18 protein-coding genes and 1 tRNA gene are annotated in these 25,217 nt (G+C 46.6%); 13 read left to right on the top strand and 6 right to left on the bottom strand.

Features of this window, described 5'->3' with window-relative positions; translation table 11 throughout:
• Position 1 precedes the first annotated feature (1 nt).
• The 8 genes from strainIA91_RS00620 to strainIA91_RS00655 are packed head-to-tail and all read left to right on the top strand — an operon-like array spanning position 2 to position 7,293.
• Complete coding sequence (locus tag strainIA91_RS00620; protein WP_400167156.1) at positions 2–1,654, top strand: HD domain-containing phosphohydrolase; 1,653 nt, start codon at positions 2–4, stop codon at positions 1,652–1,654.
• Between the two features lie 40 nt (positions 1,655–1,694).
• Positions 1,695–2,294, top strand: a complete 600-nt coding sequence (locus tag strainIA91_RS00625) for a flavin reductase family protein (protein WP_400167157.1) — start codon at positions 1,695–1,697, stop codon at positions 2,292–2,294.
• The gene (locus strainIA91_RS00630; protein WP_400167158.1) at positions 2,291–3,457 is read left to right on the top strand and encodes a hypothetical protein; all 1,167 of its coding nucleotides are present in this window, start codon (positions 2,291–2,293) and stop codon (positions 3,455–3,457) included. The genes strainIA91_RS00625 and strainIA91_RS00630 overlap by 4 nt, the downstream gene beginning before the upstream one ends.
• A 39-nt stretch (positions 3,458–3,496) precedes the next feature.
• Positions 3,497–4,318, top strand: a complete 822-nt coding sequence (locus strainIA91_RS00635) for a motility protein A (protein ID WP_400167159.1) — start codon at positions 3,497–3,499, stop codon at positions 4,316–4,318.
• 4 nt (positions 4,319–4,322) lie between these two features.
• Positions 4,323–5,006 carry a flagellar motor protein MotB gene (locus strainIA91_RS00640; protein ID WP_400167160.1) on the top strand — a complete coding sequence of 228 codons (684 nt, stop codon included), beginning with the start codon at positions 4,323–4,325 and terminating at the stop codon, positions 5,004–5,006.
• Complete coding sequence (locus strainIA91_RS00645; RefSeq protein WP_400167161.1) at positions 5,003–5,707, top strand: flagellar motor protein MotB; 705 nt, start codon at positions 5,003–5,005, stop codon at positions 5,705–5,707. Before strainIA91_RS00640 ends, strainIA91_RS00645 begins: the two co-directional genes overlap by 4 nt.
• Before the next feature lie 54 nt (positions 5,708–5,761).
• Positions 5,762–6,835 carry a redox-regulated ATPase YchF gene (gene ychF, locus strainIA91_RS00650; protein WP_400167162.1) on the top strand — a complete coding sequence of 358 codons (1,074 nt, stop codon included), beginning with the start codon at positions 5,762–5,764 and terminating at the stop codon, positions 6,833–6,835.
• Positions 6,836–6,843: 8 nt separating this feature from the next.
• Complete coding sequence (locus strainIA91_RS00655; RefSeq protein ID WP_400167163.1) at positions 6,844–7,293, top strand: DUF134 domain-containing protein; 450 nt, start codon at positions 6,844–6,846, stop codon at positions 7,291–7,293.
• 1,138 nt (positions 7,294–8,431) lie between these two features.
• Here the strand turns inward: strainIA91_RS00655 and strainIA91_RS00660 are convergent.
• A complete protein-coding gene (locus strainIA91_RS00660) occupies positions 8,432–10,777 on the bottom strand; it encodes a carboxypeptidase-like regulatory domain-containing protein (protein WP_400167164.1) in 2,346 nt (781 codons plus the stop codon).
• A 196-nt stretch (positions 10,778–10,973) separates the two neighbouring features.
• On the opposite strand from strainIA91_RS00660, the gene strainIA91_RS00665 reads away from it, so the two are divergent.
• Genes strainIA91_RS00665 through dnaG form a run of 4 tightly spaced genes read left to right on the top strand, consistent with a single transcriptional unit; the run spans position 10,974 to position 16,336 of the window.
• Positions 10,974–11,423 carry a GatB/YqeY domain-containing protein gene (locus strainIA91_RS00665; protein WP_400167165.1) on the top strand — a complete coding sequence of 150 codons (450 nt, stop codon included), beginning with the start codon at positions 10,974–10,976 and terminating at the stop codon, positions 11,421–11,423.
• A gap of 1 nt (position 11,424) precedes the next feature.
• Positions 11,425–12,156 carry a CvpA family protein gene (locus tag strainIA91_RS00670; protein WP_400167166.1) on the top strand — a complete coding sequence of 244 codons (732 nt, stop codon included), beginning with the start codon at positions 11,425–11,427 and terminating at the stop codon, positions 12,154–12,156.
• Positions 12,157–12,163: 7 nt separating this feature from the next.
• Positions 12,164–14,506: an endonuclease MutS2 gene (locus tag strainIA91_RS00675; RefSeq protein ID WP_400167167.1), complete on the top strand. Its 2,343-nt coding sequence runs from the start codon at positions 12,164–12,166 to the stop codon at positions 14,504–14,506.
• A 12-nt stretch (positions 14,507–14,518) separates the two neighbouring features.
• A complete protein-coding gene (dnaG, locus tag strainIA91_RS00680; protein ID WP_400167168.1) occupies positions 14,519–16,336 on the top strand; it encodes a DNA primase in 1,818 nt (605 codons plus the stop codon).
• A gap of 13 nt (positions 16,337–16,349) precedes the next feature.
• Here the strand turns inward: dnaG and strainIA91_RS00685 are convergent, their stop codons facing one another.
• The 5 genes from strainIA91_RS00685 to strainIA91_RS00705 form a co-directional block, all read right to left on the bottom strand.
• The gene (locus tag strainIA91_RS00685) at positions 16,350–18,527 is read right to left on the bottom strand and encodes a CHASE2 domain-containing protein (RefSeq protein WP_400167169.1); all 2,178 of its coding nucleotides are present in this window, start codon (positions 18,525–18,527) and stop codon (positions 16,350–16,352) included.
• Entirely contained in the window at positions 18,527–21,037 is a 2,511-nt protein-coding gene (locus strainIA91_RS00690) for a hypothetical protein (protein ID WP_400167170.1), read from the bottom strand. Before strainIA91_RS00690 ends, strainIA91_RS00685 begins: the two co-directional genes overlap by 1 nt.
• Entirely contained in the window at positions 21,037–21,723 is a 687-nt protein-coding gene (locus strainIA91_RS00695) for a FecR domain-containing protein (protein ID WP_400167171.1), read from the bottom strand. Before strainIA91_RS00695 ends, strainIA91_RS00690 begins: the two co-directional genes overlap by 1 nt.
• A 10-nt stretch (positions 21,724–21,733) precedes the next feature.
• On the bottom strand, positions 21,734–22,942 hold the full coding sequence (locus strainIA91_RS00700; RefSeq protein ID WP_400167172.1) for a hypothetical protein: 1,209 nt from the start codon (positions 22,940–22,942) through the stop codon (positions 21,734–21,736).
• 184 nt (positions 22,943–23,126) lie between these two features.
• Positions 23,127–23,198: transfer RNA gene (locus strainIA91_RS00705), tRNA-Glu, on the bottom strand.
• A 172-nt stretch (positions 23,199–23,370) separates the two neighbouring features.
• Here strainIA91_RS00705 and strainIA91_RS00710 point away from each other — a divergent pair.
• Complete coding sequence (locus strainIA91_RS00710) at positions 23,371–25,179, top strand: AMP-dependent synthetase/ligase (protein WP_400167173.1); 1,809 nt, start codon at positions 23,371–23,373, stop codon at positions 25,177–25,179.
• The last annotated feature ends 38 nt before the right edge of the window (positions 25,180–25,217 follow it).

Consider the following 25,217-nt stretch of genomic DNA (forward strand, 5'->3'; position numbering starts at 1 on the left):
TATGAAAATGCCCATGCTTTCCTCTGAAGCACTTTCCTCTAAATCCAAAGAAGAACTGATTGATACTATCAGGACACTTCAGGACCGGGTTCATGTATTTGTCTCGGTGGGGACATCTCTCAGCACGGAAAAAGACCAGGATATCCTCCTGGAAAATATTGTGACCTATGCAAAGAAAATAACCGGTGCTGATGCCGCGACGCTCTATATGATGTCGGAGGATGAGAAAAAACTCCATTTCAGTATTGTCCATACGGATTCCATGAAAATCCGGATGGGGGGGACCTCAGGAAAACCCATCGACTGGTATCCGGTGAAATTGTATAACGAGGATGGGTCACCTTATCTGGAAATGGTTGCGGCTTATGTTGCTTTGAAGAAAAAAACACTAAATTTTAAAGATGTCTATGATGTAAAGGATTTTAATTTCACGGGAACCCGGCAGTTTGATCAAAAAACCGGTTACCGGACCCAGTCTATGCTGGCACTGCCGATGCTGAATCACGTGAATGAAGTAATTGGTGTGCTCCAATTGATTAATGCCAAGGATGAATCGGGGAATACCATTGCCTTTAGTCCTGAATCCCAGGCATTGACGGAAGCTTTGGCCAGTCAGGCAGCCGTGGCGATTACCGAAAACCGCCTGATTCGCGGACTTGAAGAATTATTAAATTCCATCATCCGGGTGATTGCCTCGGCGATTGATGAAAAATCCAAATATACAAGCGGGCATATCGAGCGTGTGGCCGAACTGGCCGTGTATCTTGCACAGCAGGTTTCTGAAAGCCCAAATGGTGTATTTAAGGATGTCCACTACAGTGATGATAAAATTGAGGAGATCCGTTTTGCCGGCCTTCTTCACGACATCGGCAAGATTACCACACCTGAATATGTGGTGGATAAAGCAACAAAACTGGAAACCATTTATGACCGGATCCATACGGTTTTCCTCCGTTTTGAACTGCTGAAAAAAGATCGTGAAATTGAGATGTGGAAAGCACTGGCAGGATCCCCTGAAGAGCCCAACGCCAAGGCGGAACGGGACAATCTGATGAAAAGACTGGAAGAAGAAATCCGGAAAATCAGTGAGGATTATACCTTTATTCAACGGATGAATACAGGGGGGGAATTCCTAAAACCTGAATATAAGGACCGGATTTGCGAGATTGCACAGACACGTGTCTTGATTGACGGGGAAAATACACCTGTTCTTACAGAAGACGAGATCCTTAATCTTCATATTTCCAGAGGCACGTTGACGGAGGCTGAGCGGCAGATTATCAACAATCATGCGGTTGTGACCGACAAGATGCTCTCGCAGCTTCCCTTCCCCAAAAAATTGAAAAATGTACCTTCTTATGCAGCCAATCATCATGAACGGATGGATGGTTCGGGATATCCCAAGGGACTGAAAGCAGAAGATTTGGAATTGCCGGCGCGTATCATGGCCATGGCTGATATTTTTGAAGCACTGACAGCACCGGACAGACCTTACAAAAAGGGTAAAACCCTTTCAGAAGCCATGAAAATAATGGAGTTCATGGTGAAAGATTATCATATTGATCCGGATCTCTTTGCCTTTTTCAAGGAAGCTAAAGTTTACCGCTGGTATGCAGAGAAATTTATGAATCCCGAGCAAATTGATATGGATTAGATATACTCCCGGAAGGGAATTTCTTTAAACTGGAAAAATCATGATTTTTGACCCTTCAGACCATCCTTACAGAAAAACATACCATTTAATGACATCCCTGATTGTGCCCCGTCCTGTGGCCTGGATTTCCACAGTGTCGGCTGACGGGGTGAACAATCTGGCACCTTACAGTTATTTTACCGGTGTCAGCAGTAATCCCCCGGTGCTTGCCGTCTCCATTGCCCGGCGGCGGGACAAGCCCCATGTAAAAGATACCCTTGCGAATATTCGGGATACCGGGTTTTTTGCCGTCAACAGTGTGCCTGTGTCCCTGGGAAACGCCATGGTTGTAACGGCTCAGGATGAACCTCCGGAAACAGATGAATTTTCCCTGGCGGGACTGACCCCCATTTCCTGTGAAAAGATCTCCTGTCCACGGATCAAAGAATCTCCGGCAGCCATGGAATGCAAGATGCTGAAATGGGTTGACGTCGGAGAAAATCATCCCGGTTCATCTGTGCTGATTTTAGGAGAAATCCTGCTCTTTCATCTGGATGATGGTATCATGGATGGAGACAGGATAAACTTAAGTAAACTGGATCCCCTGGGTCGGTTAAACAACAACTTTTACACACGTTTATCGGAAATCTTTGAATTATGAGTGCGACCCGTATTCTCGTTCCCGAGGCATATCACGCCTATCTTGGCATCCCCTATGATGAAGAAATTGTCCCCTTCCCCAATTTTGGTACGGTTCTGATTCAGCACCGACGCTATCTGCCGGATAAACCGGTATTTGTCTGGAAGAATGTTTCACCTTTTACATTTAAAGAGTGGAGTTCCGGTGTCAGGTTGCTGTCGGATGCGTTAAAACAGGCAGGACTGAATGTTTCATCAAGGGTCTGCCTAAAACCGGATCTGTCTCCGGAAACGCTTTTTCTCTTTCATGCCCTGCTGGACGGGGGTATTCCGGCATTTTTTGCCGCCGATTCCGAATCCGGTTCCACCTTACCCCTCCCGGGAGATGTGATTCTGCCTGAAGAATATGTCCTGAAAGGTCCTGGAGATATTTCCGGATCCATTTATTCGGTTGTTGATTCCCTGCTCCACACCCGGCCTGAAGCAGAAGATCCCTTTGATGTACCCTATATTTCCCTGGATCATCCCGCCCTCTTTTTATCTGTTGAAGAGATTTGGTATGAGTTTACACAGTATAATCTCCTCTCTGCGGCACAATCTGTGGGTAAGGAACTCTCCCTTTTCAGGGAAGGGGAGACCCTTTTTACGAAACAAATCTCAGATTCGGTGGATTGGCTGTTTGCCGCTCTCACATCCTTTTATTACGGGTCGACGACACGTTTCGATACCGGTGTGGACGCTCAAAAAGCTGAAAGTCTCCTCAAGGAGAAAAAAATACAGGTTCTGATCCCTGATATTTCCAAAACCGGTGTTTTCTCATTGGATCTGGCAACAGATGATGTCCTCCGGGATACGGTTATTCTTTACAGAGAGTCCCGGACCGGAAAAATACCGAAAACCCTCCCTTATCCCTGGCGCTATTTCTGGACGGCTCCGGTTTTCGCAGGAAACGGTTTTTTTGTTTCCGGGAGAACAGGAAAATGTTGCAAGGGTATGGATTTTATGGTATCGGACTCATCTGACAGGGGGCAACTTTTGCTGCTGGGACATTCTCTTCCTCATGCCGTCTGGATGGAAAAAACTGATCAATTGGAAGCCGTATTGAAAAAACACCTGGAGACACCTTTCCGTGTTCGTTGTGAAGACCCGCAACGCCGGACTTTCATTGTCCTTGATGATCAATAAAATAAAAGGTATTTTACTTGAAAAATAGCGGGATTAGTCATGGATATTGCAACACTTTTCGGTTTACTTATCGGACTTGGACTTATTGCCTTCGGCATGATGGATGAATCATTCAGCATTCCCCACACCTTTCTGAATTGGAATGCCATGGCAGTTGTGCTGGGTGGCACCCTGGCTGCCACAATGATCAATTATCCCTTCAGACAATTTCTTGGCCTGTTGAAAGTGACGGGCAAAGCGTTTGCCAGTCACCAGCAGGAAAGCCTGAAAACGATTCATCAGCTCGTGAATTACAGCCGGTTGATACGAGAAAAGGGACTGCTTTCCCTGGAAGACCAGCTGCCGGAGATGAAGAATCGTTTTATGCAAACAGGTATTGAAATGGCCTTGATCGAAAAAGACAGTGAAAAACTGGAGCGTTTTTTAAGAAGCGAACTGACGAATATGGTTATCCGGCACCGGAATGGCCAGGAGATGTTTTACAATATGGGGTCCTATGCCCCTGCTTTCGGACTGTTGGGAACTGTGATGGGACTTATCCTGATGATGACTCAACAGAGCCGGGTTACCGGTGTAATGACCTTTGCCCAGGATACACAGGTGATGATGACATCCCTCCTGAGTGGTATGGGAAGGGCCTTGGTCACCACATTTTATGGAGTTCTTCTGGCGAATCTTGTCTTTATCCCGATCGGCGGAAAACTGAAAACCCGATCCGATGAAGAAGTTTTTATCAACGAAATCATATTGACAGGCATCTTAAGCCTCCATGCCCGGGAACATCCCCTGATTATGGAAGAGAAACTGTTGACCTTTATTCCCAAAGCGGAAAAGGATGCGCTGAAACATCAAAACGGATGACCGTATGGGCCATATTACATTCGACAGAGACGGTTGGAAACTCATATATGCCTCCCTGCTTACAGGAGTCCTGGCCTTTTTCCTCCTCTTTGTCAGCCGGGCGACCCATGAAGCGACTTCCGTATTCCGTTTTTCAGATAATCTGACAACCCGGATCGGCCGTCAGCTGGAACAGATCAGGGAGCGGGATGGAATGGATTGGCTGTATATTGAAAACACCGGAACAAAAGGGATTAAAATCCTCATTCCTTCCCAGGTGGGAGCCCAGCCCTTTTTCAATTCAGCATCAGATGAAATCAACCCCAATTTTTATCCCTATCTGGCCCAGCTTGTGAGTCTGATTAACGAAACAGACCTTCCCCTGCTGGAAACGATGTACCGGGAACAGATTGCCCGGATTGAATCCTATGGATACCACATCGATACGGATATCCGGATTGAAGGACATTCAGATCAGCAGTCGATACGAACACAACGGTTTTCGGATAATTGGGATCTGTCCACTGCCCGGGCGTATCAGGTCATGCAATATCTGCAAAACCGTCTGCCTGTGCCGGAGGATTATTTTTCCATTGCAGGATACGGTTCCTTTCATCCTCTGCATGATGTGAAAAAATGGGATGAGAACCGCCGGGTTGAAATATATATTAAGGTGAATATGACAAACAGGCGCCACAGGATATCATGAAACTTTTTTCCACACGGCAGGATGCATTATCCAGTCGGGAAAAGGCTGTTCGTTCCGGTTGGATTCTCTCTTTTGGTGATATCATGACCCTTTTGTTGACATTTTTCATCATGATGATTGCCCGCCAGTCCGGTGAAATCAGCCGGATCCATAAATGGACCCATGACCGGCTGGAAGAATCCGGCCGGGAAATCCGATCAGTCATTGAAAAGCAGGATTTATCAGCCTTTACCGTGAACTATCATTCAAAAGGCGTACAGATTACCATCAGTGGTGAATCCCTGTTTGATCCGGGAAAGGCAGAACCCCTTCCGGAGTTTAGGCGTCAACTGACAGATCTGTCCCACGCGATTCGTACCCTGGATATTTTGGACTTAACTCAGACGGAACATGGGCAGTTACTCCGGGAGTTGCGGGAAAACGGTCTGGCCTGGCAGGTGGAAATCCGTATAGAGGGTCATACGGATAACGTCCCCTTGGGTCCAAATGTCAAGTTTAGGGACAACTGGGAACTAAGTGCTGCCCGGGCACAGAGTGTGATGCGGATTTTACATCAGGAAACAGGAATTCCTGAAGAACGTTTTGCCGTGGCCGGCTTTGGTGAGTTTAACCCTGTGGCGTCCAACGAGACCGAATCGGGGAGAAACCAAAACCGGCGTGTAGAAATCTATATTGATGCTTCCATTCAAAAAATTCAGTAATCTATCGGCAGGACATTTCGTACAATCTTCCAACAAAAACAGATCAGGAGACTTATGGAACTTGGATTCATCGGTGTAAAATTTTCAGGAAAAAGCACCCTCTTTGAACTACTCACAGGAAATCATTTTGAAATCCTCCGGTCCGGCCTGGCAGAATCCCGTCGGGGCAGAGTGGTGGTTCCTGATCCCCGTGTAGATACTCTTTCAGAGATTTTCAAGCCGAAAAAAACAACACACGCCACATTCAATTGTATTGATATTATGGGTATCCCATCGGGGAATCGGCACGATACATCCTCGAAATATCTGGAGGCAGTCCGTCAGGTGGACGGTCTGGTGGCTGTTATCCGGGTTTTTGAAGGTTATGGGGACGACGGGAAAGCTGTAACTATCGATCCTCCTGGCGAAATCCGGCACCTGGAAGAGGAAATTCAATTTGCCGACCTGGTGGTTGCCGAAAGCCGCCTTGAGAAAGTAGAACATCTGAAACAGCGGGGAGCCCCCCAGTATGATAAGCATGAACATGACATTCTGATACGATGCAAAGAAGCATTGGATGGTGGAATACCGATTCGGGAGATTTCATTTACCGAGGAAGAAGAAAAGCGAATCCGGGGATTTCAGTTTTTATCAGCCAAGCCTTTTCTGGCGGTTTTAAATTGCAGTGAGATCCGGTACCAGGAACGGGATGTATATATTCGTAAGGTAAAAGAAACATTTCCGGATATGGCTGTAACCGCCGTGTCTGCACTGTCTGAAAAGGAAATTCAGGAATTGGAGGAAAAAGACCGGGCGCTGTTCATGGAGGAACTGGGGATCGACGAACCGGCCATCCATCATGTGATTCGCGCAGCTTATGAAGGGCTGGGATTATTAAGTTTTTTCACGGTTGGGGAAGATGAGGTCAGAGCCTGGACGCTCCGGCAGGGACTCACGGCACCTGCAGCAGCCGGTGTGATACACTCCGATCTGGAAAAGGGATTTATCCGGGCGGAAGTCATTTCCTATGATGTGTTTATGGAAACCCAATCCATGACGAAAGCAAAAGCAAATGGTCAGATCCGCCTGGAAGGAAAGGATTATGTTGTACAGGATGGTGATATATTAAATATTCGATTTAACGTATAGGATAAACCATGGCCAGACCGCAAAAAAACAGACATGTTAAAAATCCACCCCGTTTCGGACAGTTCAAACCCCTGGGAATTCCTTCACGGCAACTGGATGAACTGATTCTCTCCCTGGATGAGTATGAAGCACTCCGGCTTGCTGATGGAGAGGGATATGATCAGTCCCAGGCAGCGGATCTGATGGGCATTTCGCGCCCTACCTTTACAAGGTTGATTGAAAACGCCAGACATAAAATGGCGGAATTCCTTGAAAAAGGTCCTCTCCTTACAATCGATGGAGGTGCCGTACACTTTCTGAAGGATCAGTGGTGGTGCCGAAAATGCGGCCATGCCTTCAGTGGCGAGCTGGTAACCCATCCTGGTCAATGCCCCCAATGTGGCAGTACGGATCTCCACTCCCTGGCAGAACGGTACGGACACGGTAAATGTTGCCGGAATTTATCCGATGATTTTTAAGAAGGTAATACTTCATCCTTTTTTCTATGTGAGTATCTCTATAAGTCCATGCAATTGTTATAACCTACACAATGACTGAGATGGATAGATGATGTTTGAATTTTAACCATTATTCACTGACTCACATATATGATTAATAATATTATCTTGCATTGTGTCGCATTTCGGTGTATTTTACCCCCGGGGTGGGGGGCCTCACCTAAGCGAAATCATATATCGGATTTTTCTTATAATCTCATATTCTGATCAGCAAAAGAATCTAATCAATCATTAATAAGAAATTGGAAGCTGGAAGATGTAGGGACAGGCTGTGGCCTGTCCGAAGTTGGCGTCGCTACGCTCCTGATCGTTGGTTCAGGAGTTCAATGGTTCAGGGGTTCATGGGCTCAGGGGCTCAAGGGTTCAAGGGTTCGGTGGTGGTGGTACAGGTTCCGACTTCCGACTGTTGACTGAAAAAGTGACGAGTAACGCGTGATGCGTGACAAGTGGTCCAATCGAATCAATCGAATCAATCCCTCCAATCTCCGCGTCACTGTCCACTGCCGACTGTTGACTGCCGACTGTCCACTTTCGACTGAAAAAGTGACGCGTAACAAGTAACGTGTGCGAGTGGGTTTAGGGGACAGGCTTTTGTTGACGGGAAAGATATTGGATCAGGCCGATAGTCCTGTTTTTGATTTCAAGTGATTATTCCAAACTATTTTATACAATTAACTAAGTTATACTAATAAATATTACAAAAAATAAAAATTATCCCACAAAAACCACTTGTTACTCGTCACACGTTACGCGTCACCGCCCCGCCCCATTTCACAGGGCAGGCAATCCCCCAATCCAATCAATCTATTCAATCGACTTTTTGACTTTCGACTTTCGACTGATGACTGTCCACTGTCGACTGAAAAAGTAACGCGTGACTGCACTTGCCCCATTTCACAGGGCAGGCAATCAAACCAATCATTCAATCGAATCAATCTCCCCAATCCCCCCAACCTCTCCGCGCCCTCCGCGGGAATGCCCAAAATAAACCCTGCCTCTCTGCGCCCTCTGCGGGAGGAATCAACTCCAAACTCATAACTCCAACTCAATACTCATCACTCATCACTCATCACTCAATTTATCATTCATCATTCATCATTCATAATTCCAAAATAAATCCTCCCACCGGCATGGTCTGGTATTGCAATATTTTCTCAATACTCCCATCCTCTCCATAGGAATATTCCCATATATTTTCCCGGTTGAAGACATTCTGGATATTCAAATATGATGTTAAATGGGCATTCTTAAAATGGACCTTCCACTGAAGAGAAAGGTCAAAACGCTGATAATCAGGATAACGCTCGGTATTGTAGTGGTTTTCGTCCACATACCACCGCCGGAGTTCAGGATAATAGGAACGTTTTGTATAGGGACGCCCACCGGTGTAACGGTAGCGGACACTGATAATGAATTCATCGGCATTAAAGGTAAGGATTTTCATGGGAATGCTCCAGGAATCCTCTTTTATCAGTTTGTATCCGCCGACAAGATTGGCAACGTGACGGAAATCGTAGGAACTGTGATACCACTCTTCATACCGGGGATCCCACAATTCGGATCTGGAAAAGGAATAGCTGGCAATGGCATACCAGCGTTCAAACATTTTTTTATGAAAGAAAAATTCAATACCGCGGGCTTTTCCCTTTCCTTCGGAAAGATAGTAAAGGTCTGTGTCGGTTGTGTCTTTCCCTGGATTCAGACGTGTTGAAGGCAAAGCCAGATCGGCATACCCTTTATAAAATATTTCTGTGGAAAATTTCATGTCATCTGCCGGGTAGAATTCAATTCCGGCTATCACATGATCTGAATATTTACTGTTCAGTGCCGGTTGATTTTCATCCTCATTGGTCATGTTGTGGTAGTAAAACGGAGTTTGATAATGTCTGCCGGCTCCGGCATTCAAATACATCCGGGGACCTACCCTGTATGAAAGTCCCAGCCGGGGGGCCCAGGTGAGTGTGTGCCCCATCGTAAAATAATCAGCACGTAATCCGGCAATGATTTTAAGTCGCTCCAGGGGGTGAAAAGTCATTGAGACAAAGCCGTAACCCTTCTGTTCATGCCGGTCTTCTGAAGATGTATTGTAATCGTAGGTTCTGAATATGCCACGGATAGAATCCCCCTCGTAAAAGAAAAGGGTATCAGGCCATGACACAGATTGGTAGTCCAGATGAACGTTCTTTATCTGCCCGCCAAACTGAATATCTGTCAAAGGTGAAAAGGCTTTGGATACATAGAGTTTAAGAGCCGTTTCTCCCTCAGCAAATTTTGAATTGGCAAAGTCTGTCCTGTGCCCTGGTGATGTATAGCGCTCCACATCATAGCGGTAATCCAGCTGATTCCGGTAAAGTGTCAGCTTACTGTACATATTTTTATTCCAGGTTGTGAGAAGGGTGCCTCCAGTTGCGTAGGTTTCGTTTTCCGTATAGACATACTCTGCTCCACGGCTCCAGGCATCATTTTCATCGGCATCAATTTCTATATGATCCCGGCCATATACCCCGTTTACGATCAGGCGGTGTTTTGACGAAAGGCGGTAAACCGCTTTACCCTGGGTGTTCCAGTAATAGGGAATGGCCATCAGACCGGTATTCTGTATCACAAGATCCAGAAAGCTCTTGTGAAATGTCAACAGATAGGACCCTTTTTCCTGAATCGGACCTTCCAGGGCTGATCCGATGCCGGACATTCCCATGTCGATGTAAAACTGAGGGTGATTTGTGGATCCTTCCCTGAATTTGATGTTCATCACGGATGAAGCTTTGTCGCCGAACTGTGCCGGAAAAGCGCCGGCGTAAAAATCGATGGACTGGACGAACTCCGCATTAATCAGATTAACGGGTCCTCCTCCGGTTCCAGGTTGACCGAAATGATTGGGGTTGGGGATTTCAATGTCATCAATGATGAAAAGGTTTTCTCCCAAAAGTCCGCCACGGACTATGATTTCATTCATCTGGTCGGATGTGTTGGAAACAGAGGGCAGAACCTGTACACTCCGTTGGATATCTCCCTGACTGGCCGGATCTGTCCGGATCTCTCCCAGATCTATGGTCCGTTCACTGACAACAGCCCCCTTCGATTTTTCAAAAGCCGGTGCGGTGACTGTGATGGCATCCAATGACACGGCTTCCGTCACCAGTTCCACGTTCAGATGTGTCTGATTGCCTGCGTGGACTTCCACATTGATTTTAGAGATATCCCGGTATCCTATCATAGAAAAGCGAAGGACATAGCTGCCGGCTGGTATATCCGTCAGACGGTAATATCCCTCTTCATCAGTCATGGTTCCCCATTCCGTATCCAAAACCATCACATTGACACCTGCCAGGGGTTGGGCTGTTTTTTGATCTGTCACCTGTCCCTGAATGTGACCACGACGAGGATCAGCCCCCAGGGTGTGAACACATACCATGATCATCAGCAGAATCACCTTTTTCAGCATTTTGTCTTCCTCCATTTTTCAGAACGGGGAGAATATAAGCATTTCATATAAACTTAGTAGTTGATGTGGTTCACGTGAAAAAGGATGTCAGCCTTTAAATCTGTAAAATTTGTTTAATAAACGGCAGGAATCCCTTATTTTTAACCGTTATAATAATGATGGATTTCAGGGATGAAATACAGTGAGGTGTTGAAAAATGACCACTTATCTTGAAAAAATTCAGCTTGATTTAAAAAATGCCATGAAAGACCGGGATACCGTGCGTACCCGGACTTTGCGAATGCTCCTGTCCAAATTGAAAGAAAAACGCATTGAAGTACTCCACGACCTGAAAGAAGAAGAAGCCCTGGCTGTGATCCGGAAAGCAGCCAAAGAACGCCAGGATTCTGCCCGAACCTATCAGGAGGCGGGACGAACCGATTTGTCCGAAAAGGAAGAGGAGGAGCTGAAAATTATTGAAACCTATCTGCCGGCGGAAATGGATGATGAAGCCATCCGTCAGATCGTCCGGAAAATTATCCGCGATAGCGGTGCAGAAAGTATCCGGGATCTTGGAAAGGTGATGGGACCGGCAATGAAAGAACTTACCGGTCGTGCAGACGGGAAACGGGTCCAAATGATAGTTCGCGAAGAACTGGGAGGTTAATATGCATTGGATGGATATCCTGGCCATTATCATTGTTGCCTGGTTTGTGGTAAAAGATTATTTCAACGGATTGATTTTAAGCAGTTTCCGGTTGATCGGGCTGGTGCTGGGTATTATCATCGGGTCAAACTACAGTGTGAGCGTGGGAAACGCTCTTTTTGGCCGTTTTGACTGGAATCCCACCCTGACCATGGCCCTTGGTTTTGTGGTCCTTTTCCTGGGTGTTGTGATTGTTGCCCAGATTCTGGCCAATCTTATCCGGGCCGCCCTCAACCTGGTCCTTTTGGGATGGGTGGATAAATTGGGAGGTATCGCTCTGGGTGCCTTGAAAGCGGTGATTGTTCTGAGTGTTATTTTCTGGATTTTTGATTTAATGCCCAATAATAACTGGGTTCCCCAGATAAAACGGAATTCCAAAAGTTATGAGCTGCTTGAAGGGGTTGTGCCCATGGTTCATAAAACACTGATCAAACCCTTTTTTGATGAAGGCAAACTCCGTCAGCAATTGAATAACCGGGTTCGTGAGGATATTCTGCCGGCCATTCAGGGTACAACGGAAGAATTTGCCAGGCAACTTCGCCAGTTGGATGCCTTTGATTTTCAGGAACAGCAATATCTGGTGGAGAATTTCAAGAAACTGCCCCTCCCTGAGCGAAAAGAGATTATGCTGAAATTAAAACAGGGTGGACAGGAAATGCGTGAGGCCATCGAACGTTTGAATCAGGGATTATGACAGGATTATGATACACCCCGAAGCGGTCCTGGGGTTTGACCGGGTCCGGCGCCTTCTCAGGGCGGAAACCTCTACAGAAAAGGCAGCTGACCGGGCAGATAATTTGCGCTCTTTCCAGGCTCCTGAAACCTTCCGTAAAACACAGGATTTAATTCTTGAAATGCGGGATCTCATTGCCCTGGATACGGCAATCCCCCTCTCCGGCTTTGGTAACCAGACGCATGTTTTTAAGCGTGCAGCTGTACAGGGAACAGCTTTATCTGGTGAAGAGCTCTTTACCTTGGGTTCCATTCTTCAAACCAGCCGGCAAATCCGGGAATATTTTAAACACCGGCCCGAGAAATATCCCTTGTTACGCAAACGGGTCCTGGACCCTACGGTTGATTTACACCCACTTGAACAGGATATACTCTCTGTTCTCGATGAAAGTGGAGCTGTTGCCGACCACGCATCACCGGAACTGCATGCCATCCGGAAAAAGATCAGCCGGCTGAATCAACGGATTTTCCAGGAAGTACAGAAAATTTCTGCAAAACTGGCAGAAGATCAGGTGGCTGTCAGTGATCAGGTCTCATTCCGGAATGGCCGTCATGTGATACCTGTCAGGGCCAGCCGAAAAAATCAAATTCAGGGCATTATCCACGATCAGAGCCAGACAGGGCAGACTTTTTATATTGAACCGTTAGCTATTGTGGTGATGAATAATGAATTACGGGAAGCCCAGCTGGCTGAAAAAGAAGAGATACACCGGATTTTACAGGCATTAACTGACCAGGTACGGCAGAATCTTGGGGATTTTCAGGCAGCAACAAGTATGCTGGAAGATTTGGATTTTATCCATGCCGCCGGAAAGGTTGCCGTCCGATATGTGTGTGATAAACCCTCGGAAGAAACGGATACTTTTCGTATCGTCAATGGACGGAATCTGGAACTGGCAGTGCAGCGGGATGTGGTTCCTCTCACTTTTTCTCTCGGGAAAAGAAAACGGGGTATTGTCATTACCGGTCCAAATGCAGGAGGTAAAACTGTTGCTCTGAAAACAGTAGGACTTCTTGTCCTTATGAATCAGGCAGGGTTATTGATCCCTGCCGATGCCTCCAGTTCTTTGCCAGTCTTTGATCAGATTTTTGTGGATATCGGTGACGAGCAATCGATTGAAGGGGATCTTTCCACCTTCAGTTCCCATATTCTCCGCATCCGGACCATTCTTGAGGAGGCAACTCATGAAAGTCTGGTCCTGATCGATGAACTGGGCACGGGAACAGATCCTGACGAAGGAGCGGCTCTGGCAGAAGGCATTCTAAGGGAGCTCATGCACCGGGGCACCATGACCTTTGCTACAACACACCACGGTGCCCTGAAAACCCTGGCTTTTGAGATTGATGAACTGGAAAACGGCAGCATGATGTTTGATGATAAATCTCTTTCTCCCACCTATGAATTCCGCTTAGGTATTCCCGGGAGCAGTTATGCCATAGAAATTGCACGGCGCTACCATCTGGATCCCCGGGTCATTGAAACCGCCGTGATGCGGGTCGGGAAAAGCCGTGAAAAGCTGGAACGGCTGATCCAGGATCTTCAACGAAAAATTTTCCGCTATGATACGTTGCTGAAGGATATCCGGAAACGGGAAGAACATCTGAAACAAGACACAGAACATATTCAGGAAAAATTGAAGACCATTGATACTAAATATAAAAAAGCTGAACGGGATGCCCTGAAACGGGCAGAGCTCATCATTGCCGATTTGCAGAAAGAACTGGAAGGAACCATCCGGGAAATCCGCGAATCCGGAGCAGAATCGGCTGCGATTCACAAGGCAAGGCAAACATTTACCCAGATAAAGACCAAGGTTCAGGACCGGCAGGAAAAGACGGCAGATCCCCAAAAAAACATCCTGAAAATGAATGCCTTGAATGTTGGGGATGAAGTGTGGATTCGCTCACTGGGACAAAATGGCAGAATTGTGGAAATCAATCCCCGGAAACGCCGTGTCTGGGTGGATGTGGATGGTTCAAGAATGCGACTGGACCTGTCATGGCTTGACAAAGCCCGGAAATCAGCTCAACGGGTGGAAACTCATGTGGAAAGAAGCACTGATATTGTATCGCACCGGATTGATTTGAGGGGATTCCGGACAGAAGAGGCCCTGAGCAGCCTGGACCGCTTTATCGACAGGGCCGTGGTCAGCCGCCTTTCCCAGGTGGACATTCTCCATGGGACAGGTTATGGGATCCTGAAAAAATTTATTGAAGAATTTCTCGCGAAAGACCGGCGGGTCCTCTCTTTCGAAGAAGCTCCCTGGGATCAGGGTGGTGCCGGTATAACCCTTGTAAAATTGAATATTTAACGGCAGGATATAATGGGACGCATCCCCGAACATGTGATTGAACAGATAAAAGAATCCAATGATATCGTGGATGTCGTATCCTCTTATTTCTCCCTTACCCGGAAAGGACAGAATTACTGGGCACGTTGTCCCTTTCACCAGGAAAAAACGGCGTCCTTCAGCGTGAGCCCGTCCAAGCAGATTTATCATTGTTTTGGCTGTGGAGCCGGAGGAAATGTGATCAATTTTGTGATGAATTATGAAAAAATCACGTTTCCCGAAGCCCTTCACGCACTGGCAGACCGGGCGGGCATCAACCTTGAGGAATATACCTATCAACCTTCGGAAGAAGAAAAAAGTATCAGTTCACGACTCTACGAACTGCACCGCCTGGCCATCGATGTATACAGAAAAGCCCTGAAATCTCCTGAAGGAAAAGCAGCCCGGGAGTATTTGATCAAACGGGGATTGGATGAACATACACTGAGTACTTTTGAAATCGGGTTTGCTCCCGATGCCTGGGATACTCTGTTGAAAACGGCATTAAAGAAAAAATTCGATGAAAACCTGCTTATATCGTCAGGACTTGTGACCGAATCGGAGCGAAAGAAAAAATATGATCGTTTCCGAAACCGGATTATGTTTCCTGTTTTCGACACCCGGGGGAATCCCGTTGGTTTCGGTGGACGGGTTCTGGCCGGTGATGACCAGGGCGCAAAATATCTCAATTCCCCTGAAACTCCGGTGTATCATAAAAGCCGGATTTTGTACGGACTTCATAAATCCCGGGATGCCATACGGAAAGCTGATACCGTTTTGATTGTGGAAGGATATATGGATCTGCTCCAGTTGTGGCAGAACGGTTTTACATATATTATTGCTGGTTCAGGAACCGCCTTTACTCCTGATCATGCCCGGATGATCAAAAGATTTGCTTCCAAAGCGGTTTTATGTTACGATGGTGACGAAGCAGGACAAAAAGCTGCCGTTAAAACAGGTCTTATACTCGCACCCCAGGGAATATCCTGCCGGGTATTAAGGCTGCCGGAAAAAGAAGACCCCGATAGTTTTATCCGCCAGGCAGGTCCGGAAGCGTTTCAGATGAAAATCAGTGAAGCACCGGATTTTATGTCCTACATCGAGTCTTTGATCAAACCATTGCGCCTTTCCGCAGCCAGACGGTCTGATGCTGTCAGGCGGATCCTGGATCAGTTGGGACCCTTTGCCGATCCAGTGATGGAAGAGATGTTCCTCAGCGATTTAGGCCGGGTTTTCGGGACGGATATGGCCGTGTTGAAACAGCAGCTGAATCGTACAGGTTTCAGAGATAAAGAGGATACCGTATATATGGGTCCTGTAGAGAAAGAGAAACATTTTGCCAATAAATCTGAAGCGGCTCAATACCAGCTTATCCAACTGCTTGTAAATAATTCCTCCACATCCATCCGGGCTGCTGCTCTCCGGGTACTGAAGGAGGATCTTTTTACCCATGCCTTCCTCAAAAAGGTCTATCAACACATTCAGCCCCTTCTGCGCAAACAGATTCAAATCTCCCCTTCTTCCCTGGCGGAATCCGTAAAAGATGTTACGGTTCAGCGCTTTATTTTTCGTCTGATAATGGAAGGGAATCCTTTTAAGGAACCCAAAAAAACATTTCTGGATTGTCTGGCACGTCTGGGCGAACAAAAAATCCGGGATCAGCTGAACCTGATTGGAGAAAAACTCCGGGAAGCTGACAAAAAAGGAGAATTTCCAGGTACTCTGTTGAAAGAAAAGCAAATCTTATTGAAAAAACTCAAATCCCTTCAGGATACCCTGACATCAGACATTTTTCACGAAGAGGATGAATAAAGATCCTGTGGCTTTATTTTGTCGTCATGATAAATTCACCCTGCCAATGATCAGGCGGCGGGGTTATTTTAAAATCGCGGCAGCGCTGAATAAAGCGTTCTGAGGGCGGATCGCCCGGGACAAACTCAAGGGCTTTCCGGAAAGCATCGATGGCATCATCCCATTTCTGATTCCAGTAGAGATTTAATCCCTTTTCATACCATTCTATGAGCTTCAGTTCCGCCTCTGTGGCTTCCCCTTTTTTTGCCATCAGATTATATACAGTAATCGGCCTGGCTTTCCCCTTGACGATCAGACGGTCCAGCATCCGGGCTTCTATGAAGGGCTTTGCCAGATTGTATGTGCTTTCTCCAATCATCAGGTAGGTGCCATACTGTTTATTGGCCCCTTCAAATCGGGAAGCGGAATTTACAGCATCCCCCATTACGGTATATTGAAAACGTTGTTCAGATCCCATGTTGCCGGCACTGACCAGCCCGGAATTGATGCCCATGCGGACATAGATTTCCACGCCATATTCCTTTTTTAATTCAGGCCGTAGCTCGGATATCTTTTTCTGCTGCTCCAGAGCGGCCCAGCAGGCTTTCCGGGCATGTTCGTCGTCTTCAACAGGGACACCGAAATCACACATAATGGCGTCACCTTCGTACTTGTCTACGTATCCGTCATAACTCATGAGAATTTGTGTCATAGGAGAAAGATATTTGTTCAATAACATGGCCAGGTCTTCCGGATTCAGACTCTCGGAAATGGTTGTGAAACTTTGAACATCAGAGAAAAACATGGTGGCTTCCCGTTTTTCTCCCGTCAGTGTAAAGGCGTCCGGATGCTCTTCCAGATATTTTAAGATCTTGGGTGATATATAGGTGGAAAACATCCCCCGGATTTTTTTCTTTTCACGCTGCTCTAAGATGAATTCATACAACATGTCAAAAGCATAGGAGAGAAAAACGGCAAGGATGGGAATAAAAAGCTCGATGATAATCCGGTTTTCATTGAATAGATAAAAGGATAAATAGGAATAGCCCAGGATCAAAAGTGAGATGATGATAATCCCCCATACAGGCCCCAGTGTGATAGTGATAATCAGGGCAAGAACACTTAAAACCAGTACAACGATATTATTCACCCATTTATCGGGTTTGATCAGATAATTTCCATCCAGGACCGTTTGCATGGCATGAGCATGGGTTTCTACACCGGCCATAAGGTTCGTCATTCCCTCATAATTGTAAAAGGGAGTGAATTTGGTGTCAAAATGTTCTTCCAGGGCATCTCCGATGAGTACAATCTTATCTTTAAAGGGAGAATCTTCACCGGTAGGATTCAGGATGGAAAGAAGTTCCTTGGGATAGACCGATTTGTCGCCTTTCCACAATTCCATATAATCTGTGTCATAGTCTCCCCTGAGATCTGTTTCCGCATCATCCAGAACAGATGACAGGGAGTAAGAACTAAAGGTTTTGGCCGGCCCGTAATAATTGATCATAAAACTGTTTCCGTTGTTATGCCGGATGCGCAAGGGGCCGTACTCAATAAAATTCATATCCCCGGAAAAGGCCATTTTTACAGAATCGTGAATACCCAGATACTCTTTAATGGCTTTCATGCCCAAAAAAAGATAGTACTTATCTTTAAGGGGATAAAAAATTGAATAATTCCGGGTATACTGATCAATATCTTTCAATTCGCCGATGAGTCCCGTTGTCAGGCAGGCATCGTAAAAAAGATCCACCGGCTCAGTAATATGCTGGATGACATGTCCCCGGACAATTTCCTGGTTCAGCTTACTGGGAAGGATCACATTGCCGGCATATTCTATGGCTTCAGCAAAAAGGGTGTCGCTATGAAGATCATTGATATCATGGGTGTCAAACTGAAAGTCAAAGACGATGAGCTTTGCACCGGCATCCTTGAGGTTCCGGACGACCTTCCCCCACATTTTTCGGGGATAGGGAAAGCGATAGGGGATGGATTCCCAGGATTCCTGATCCAGGGCAACCACGACAATCGGACTCCTCTCCCGGATATCTTCTATGGGGCCGCGCCGCTTGAACCGGTAATCGATGGATTTCAGTTCGACGGTTTCTATCATGCCGGCTTCCCGGATTAAAATGGTCAGTAACATGACGATTGTTCCGATGATCACACCGGCTAAGATGTTTTGCCAGGTCTTTTGTTTGATCTTCATCAAAATTGGTAAGTGTATTTCGTATAAAACCGGGTGCTGGTTCCTGTTGTCCCGGATTGGTTCAGTTTATTAATGTGCAGGTTTAGAAACAAATCATTTTCGAAGATTTTTATACGTAGTTCAGGTGAAACCTGGTACTGGTCAAAGGCCACGTCTCCCGAAGCGTGAGTCCACTTTATTTCAAAAGCACCGAAGAGTTTATTTTCCCACAATGATTTTTCAATTTTTCCGACGAAGGTCTGGTATGTAAAATCGGATGTACGACTGATTTTATTATCCATCAAACTCCAGGATAGAGTCTGGATCAGAGTGGATGACCATCGGGTCAGGGCGGAGGCAGACCAGAGGTTCAGGGAATAGTCGGGACTGATATAGCCTGGTGGTCTGTTAGGAATTTTATCCTTCCGAAGTGTGCGGATATAGTTGATTGTCAGATCTGTGGGGATTCCACCGGTTTTCAGGGGTTGGGTCAGGGTAAACATCTGATACAGGTTTTCATTTCGTATCCGCTGGTCGGTTGCTGCAGATGTAAGCAATTCGCTGAGTGTATCCGCGGCAGTATTCAGGTCGTTTTCTCTGAGATAGTATCTGAAAGACATGGATACCGTGGGAAGTTCCTGTCCCGGCATGACAGACATTGCCGCAGATATGGAATTGGTATTGGTCACATACTCTTTCTGTTGCCCCAACAGATTATCATACTGGCTGCTGTACCGGAGGGTTACGATCAGTCTGTTCCGGAACAGACGAATCCGGTCCCCGATTTCAGACAAGTGTATATCGGTCTGTAAACCCGGGTAAGCAAGGGATGAAAACTCAGGCGCGATATGCTTAAATGTCCATGTAACCAGGTTGTTGTAGTAATTCAGGCGCAAGGTTGTCCAGTATGCCAGGGAAGGATAGTCCATGATTTTATTGGGCTGGAGCCTGAATTCTGTCAGGTCTTCGCTGACTTCGGCTGGTATGGGAAGATTTGTGTTTTCGTTGATGATGAAGAAACGGGACAGCCGGTCAGGACTCATAAAATCCGGGAGTTTGTCTGAAATACTGATGATTTCGTCACCGATGGTGATGGAGTCATGCACTCCTCCCCGGATGTTCCGGTTTGTCATGCTCAGAGCTACATTGTGGGACCATACCAGGCGCTGATTATCCAGGCTCAGTGTGATACTGTTATCAAAAACCAGATTGTCCACCGGTGAATTTCCCTGGAAGATATACGAATCGGTCTCCGGGTTATAATCTTCAATATTCAGGGCCGGATCAAGGCTGGCAGTATCATCCCGGGCATGCATGAGGGTCATTTTCCAATTCAGAAAGGATCCAAAACGGATTTCAGGCTGAATGACCTGGATATCCCGGGCATAGGTAAAGGAGGATATGGTCCAGGTGTGCGAGCTGCTGTCAAGCTCCGCTCGGTTAAGAACCTCCCGAAGCAGTTCTCCCCTGAGGTATGTCAGGTTCAGGAAATTCAGCTTCAGGCGGATCATGGCACCGTTAACCCGATTTCCATAAAGAGTAAGCCGGGAGAGTTCCGGATAAAAAGTACCTAATTCAAGATCCGTATAGGATGTCCGGGCATAGGCATTGAAAGAATTTCTGGGCTGATAGCGTCGGGATTCATTGGAGACCCACAATCCCGAAAGCCCCAGTGTAATACCCTGGATGCTTCCGGTGATTCTGCCGGTAAACCGAAGAAGATTGTTGGGCTCCCCATCTACATCTTCCCAGCGGAATTCGGTCCCTACCTGACCACTCAGGGAACGGTCTATGCGTTGCATGGACTCTTGTGCACTGATGAGAGTAAATGTCCAGGTTTCGGGACTAAAACGGGTACCATAATGATTTTGGGCATAGAGAGTTGCCGTGTACATCCCGGGCTCAAGGGTGCCGGGTGGCAGGGTGAGTGTGATAATATCGGGTGATTTTTCCAGGTAGGAGGAATAATCTGTGTCGTTTAGTTCCAGACGAATGCTGGATAAATCAATATCCGGCATATTAAAAAGGGATACGGCCACCACAAAATCACCGCTTTCAATGGTTCCGCCCGGCTCTGGGGCAAGAATAATATATTCTGCCGGGATACCGCCTTCTTCCGGGGATGTCGTATGTTCTGGAACAGATGCCTTGCCGGTTTCCATATCCCGGATCGTCAGGGGATAATCAAAGGGATTATCATCCGGTGTACTGATCACCCCCCCGTGGGATAATTCAGCCAGGATGAAATATTCCATGTCTCCGCCGGATAAAGCAGTTCCGGGTATAGTGACTGTCCATTCGATCCCGTTGTATTTCATGGGATATTGGTGATATGCCCGGTTCCCGGCGGGACGGATAAACACAACCACTCCATCAACATGGGAGATATTCCCGGAAAATAAACATTGAAAAGTCAGCGTTTCACCGGCTGTGTATTCTCTGACCGGAATATGGACGAGTGTACCGGTTTGAGCTGAAAGGATGCAGGGGATCCAAAGGAGGAACAGAGTCCGGAAGAGGCGATTCTTCATTACCGATATTCTATGATGATGTTTTTTGATTCTCCCCGGGGATTTTGAAACTGGATTTTCAGTTGTTGAAGTTCTTTTTCATCTATGACGATATCCTCGGGGATGTCATTCGGGTTGGTTACCTGAACGTTTACGTTGCCGTTTGTGAGAGATAATCCCGTTTGATTCGGGCCGACCGATACCGTATAGCCTGTGATTTGGTTCATCAATTCCACGAGTCCGCTCAGACCGATAATTTTATCACCCAATCGGGGATCGGATAAGATCCAGAAATCGGTCCCTTTCACTGAAGCGACAGAGGTTGGTGTGGATATTTTAAATTCCCCGCGGCGCTGATCAGAAATTTCTGCCTTCAGTTCCCCGAAATTCATGGATAGATCCTTATTGAGCTGATTCCGGATCTTTTCTCCCCGGATCTCCAAATCGCAGTTTTCGAGGAGTTTCACCTGGCTTTTATCATCGAGAAAGATCAGGGCGACAAAAGACTCTTTTCCTGTTTTGATGATATCTCCGTTTTCCAGGATCGTACCGGCTTTTGCCGTGTTTTTAAACGCCGTTTCATCTTCATGGCGGAATGTTACCTCTCCCCGTGTTTTTGCCACCATGGCAAGTTTCTGATTATCGGCATTGACGGGGATGACCGTTAAGATCAGGAGGATGATAAGAAAGGCTTGTATATATTTCATGGCGACCTCGTTATTCCACAAACACATTTTGTATCGTGTAGGATCCGTTGCGGATGCCGTTGACGATGGTCCGGAGCTCTTCAACTGTGATGGGCCGTCCATTCACAGTCATCATGCCAGACACCTGGTAACCGCTTAACTGACCGGCTTTCAAGGTTTCAAACTGGTCTTCACCCACCAGTTCCTTTAACAACTCTTCCACCGGATTGATCATTCGGCGGGCCGTTTCCTTCGAGGATGGATCTTCAAGAAAGAATCCGAAGATTTCGCTTTTCATGCTTTGAAGCCCCCCCGAAGTTTCAAAGGTTTTTTCAACCTGCCACACGTAATATTTCCCAAATTCCAGATCCCGGCCGGCCAAAGCAGGATCATAATTTAAGACGGTGATATTATTTCCCACGTCATAAAAATCCCCATCATCAGGGAAGGGCAGAACAGCCTCATCCATCATGGCATCGTAAGGACTTGCATGGATGCCAGGAACATACTCACAGATGCGGATGGCATAGTTGCAGGATGCACAGGCTTCGCTTTCCCACTGGAACATGGGAAAGCGGTTGAACTGACTTTCAAAGTCCCGAAGTCCGTGAACCAGATTCCCGGGGCCGATGAGTTCCAGAGAGGTAGGGGATACAATCCGTATATTTTTGGAGACTTCCGACATCTGGCCGCTGCCTTCATTGACAATGCGGACAAGAAAAGAGTAGGTCCCTGCAGGAAGTTGTCCCGTGGATAAGATGGAGTTGGATAAACGGGACATGGCCGTATTGTCCACATCCGCCTGTCCATCGTTCAGATCCACATAGGGACTCCCGGTGTTCACCTGGGCGGGGCAATCATAGGGAATGAAAAAATTGGAGATATTTGAAGAAATAATCTGGTTGGATATGCGGCATGGACCTGCAATGGTAAAGGGATTTAAAACAATAGTGGCGATGGGCTGAAAATCGGTCCAGCCCAAAGCCCTGATGCGGGCTTTAAAATGAAATTCCAGGCTGATCTGGACCGGTTCGGGAAATACACAGGGATAATTCCTGTTACCAATGTAGTATTCGAAAATCAACGGATTTCCCTGAGGGCTTTCCAGATTGAAATCAGAGAGGTAGAACACAACGATATCTTCATTGAAAAATTCTTCGGAAATTTCGATGGGAACCGCTCCTGACAGTCCGGAAGTGGCCATTAAAAAAATAAGAAAACATAAAAGACCACGTTTCATGACAGGCTCCTCTATATTTTTATGGTGTTTAGGGTAAGTTAGGTATTCTCCCTGCGGGTTGTTGTGATAAATATCATCCCGGCTCATTAAATATAGAGGGGTCTGGCAATTAAGTCAATTATATATAGCTAAAAATTTAAATTAAAAAGAAAAGCCTTCCCATGGGAAGGCTTTGTTGATTGAGTATCCCGTAGGGGAGTCGAACCCCTGTTGCAGGAATGAAAGTCCTGAGTCCTGACCACTAGACGAACGGGACGTATCTCAAATAGCCCGCAATTTTAAGAGGATATAGAATATAGTGCAAGAAAAAAATCCGCAGCAAGTGGGGGGACAGGCGGAAAACGCCTGGTATAAATGGTGCGATTCCATGTGTTGTATTTCAAGGGGAAACTCATTATCTTAAAACAATGAACAGGAGGGAACAGTTCATGACCTATCAATTGGAATATATTGAAACAATTCCGGCATTGTTTGCAGATGCCCAGAAACGCAACGCCGGTATGGTTGCCTTTTACACCAAAAAAGAGGGTGAGTGGCAGGGAATTACGTATGCCGAGCTACGGGATGTTACTGAAAATATTGCCATGGGAATGGATGCGTTGGGACTGAAACCGGGTGACCGGATTGCCATTCAGTCTGAAAACCGCCCGGAATGGGTCATGACAGATTTTGCCTGTGCTCATTTTGGCATTGTAAGTGCCACCATCTATCCGACCCTGGTGGAAAAACAGGTGGAATACATCCTGAAAGATTCAGGATCCAAAGCCGTTTTTGCCTCTTCTGAAGAGGATGTGAAAAAAGTGCTGGCCGTTCGGAAAAATTTACCGGACTTACAATATATCATTGTCTTTGATCCTTTTGAAACCGATGATCCCATGATTTTGTCTTTCGGGGAATTGGCGGAAAAAGGCAAAGCCCATAAGGCCAAAGTGGATTTTACCCTTGAAAGCCGGGGCGCTGAGCGGAAAAAGGATGATTTGTGGACAATCATATACACCAGCGGTACCACGGGCATGCCCAAGGGAGTGATGCTGTCACAATTCAATATTTCCACAAATATTCAGGCTGCCCAGGAAACGTTGCATTTCAAAAGTGGATGTCGCTGGCTCTCCTTCCTTCCCCTGAGTCACAGCCTTGAACGGGTTGGCATTCACATGTCTTTCTGGGTTGGATCAACCACCTATTTTGCCGAAGGAATCCTGAAAGTCCCGGATAACCTCAAAGAGGCCAAACCCCACTACCTGGTCAGTGTCCCCCGTTTATATGAAAAGATTTATGCCAAGGTTCTGGATGGTATTGGTCAGGCATCTCCATTAAAACAGAAGATTTTTTTCTGGGCCAAGAACGTGGGTAGTGTTGCGGCACGGGATTTTATCCAGAAAGGAAAAGAGCCGTCCGGTTTGATCGGTTTTAAATACCGTTTGGCCAATAAACTGGTTTTGTCCAAGGTGATGGATGCCTTTGGTGGTCATTTTATCTTCGGGATTTCCGGCGGAGCACCCCTGCCCCGTGTGGTGGGAGAATTTTTTGCGTCTGCAGGCATTGTGATCCTGGAAGGATTCGGTCTGACTGAAACCACACCGGTGACCAATGTGACTCCCCGGGATAATATTAAATTCGGGAAAGTGGGGCCTACAATGCCGGATGTAGAAATGAAAATCGCCGATGATGGAGAAATACTCTTCCGGGGCCCCAATATCATGCAGGGATACTGGAAAAATGAAGAAGCCACCCAAGAGGTCATCGATGAGGATGGATGGTTTCATTCTGGTGATATTGGGACGGTTGACGAAGAAGGCTTTCTCCAGATTACCGACCGTAAAAAGAATATCATTGTCACATCAGGCGGCAAGAACATTGCACCTTTCCAGATTGAAAATGTGCTGAGCAAATCCCGGTATATCGATCAGATTGTGGTGATCGGGGACCGGCGTAATTTTCTGACAGCTGCCGTAGTGCCGGCCCAGGAAGCCGTGGAGCTTTGGGCTAAAGCCAGTGGGATTAACTTTACATCCTGGGATGAACTCCAAAACAAACAGGAAGTTTACACACTGATTGATCATGAAATTCAGCACCTGCAGGAAGAATTTGCCCGGTACGAAAAGGTGAAAAAATTCTTTATCCCTCCCAACCCCTTTACCATTGAAGGAGGAGAGCTGACACCCAGTATGAAAATTAAACGAAAAGTTGTGGAAGAAAAATACAAGAAGGAAATCGATGCCCTGTATTCAGCCTGAGCCTCTTGCGGGAACCTGAGAATCAGGCCGGGATCTAT

The sequence above is a fragment of the Candidatus Neomarinimicrobiota bacterium genome (assembly GCA_041154365.1).
Lineage (GTDB): Bacteria > Fidelibacterota > Fidelibacteria > Fidelibacterales > Fidelibacteraceae > Fidelibacter > Fidelibacter multiformis.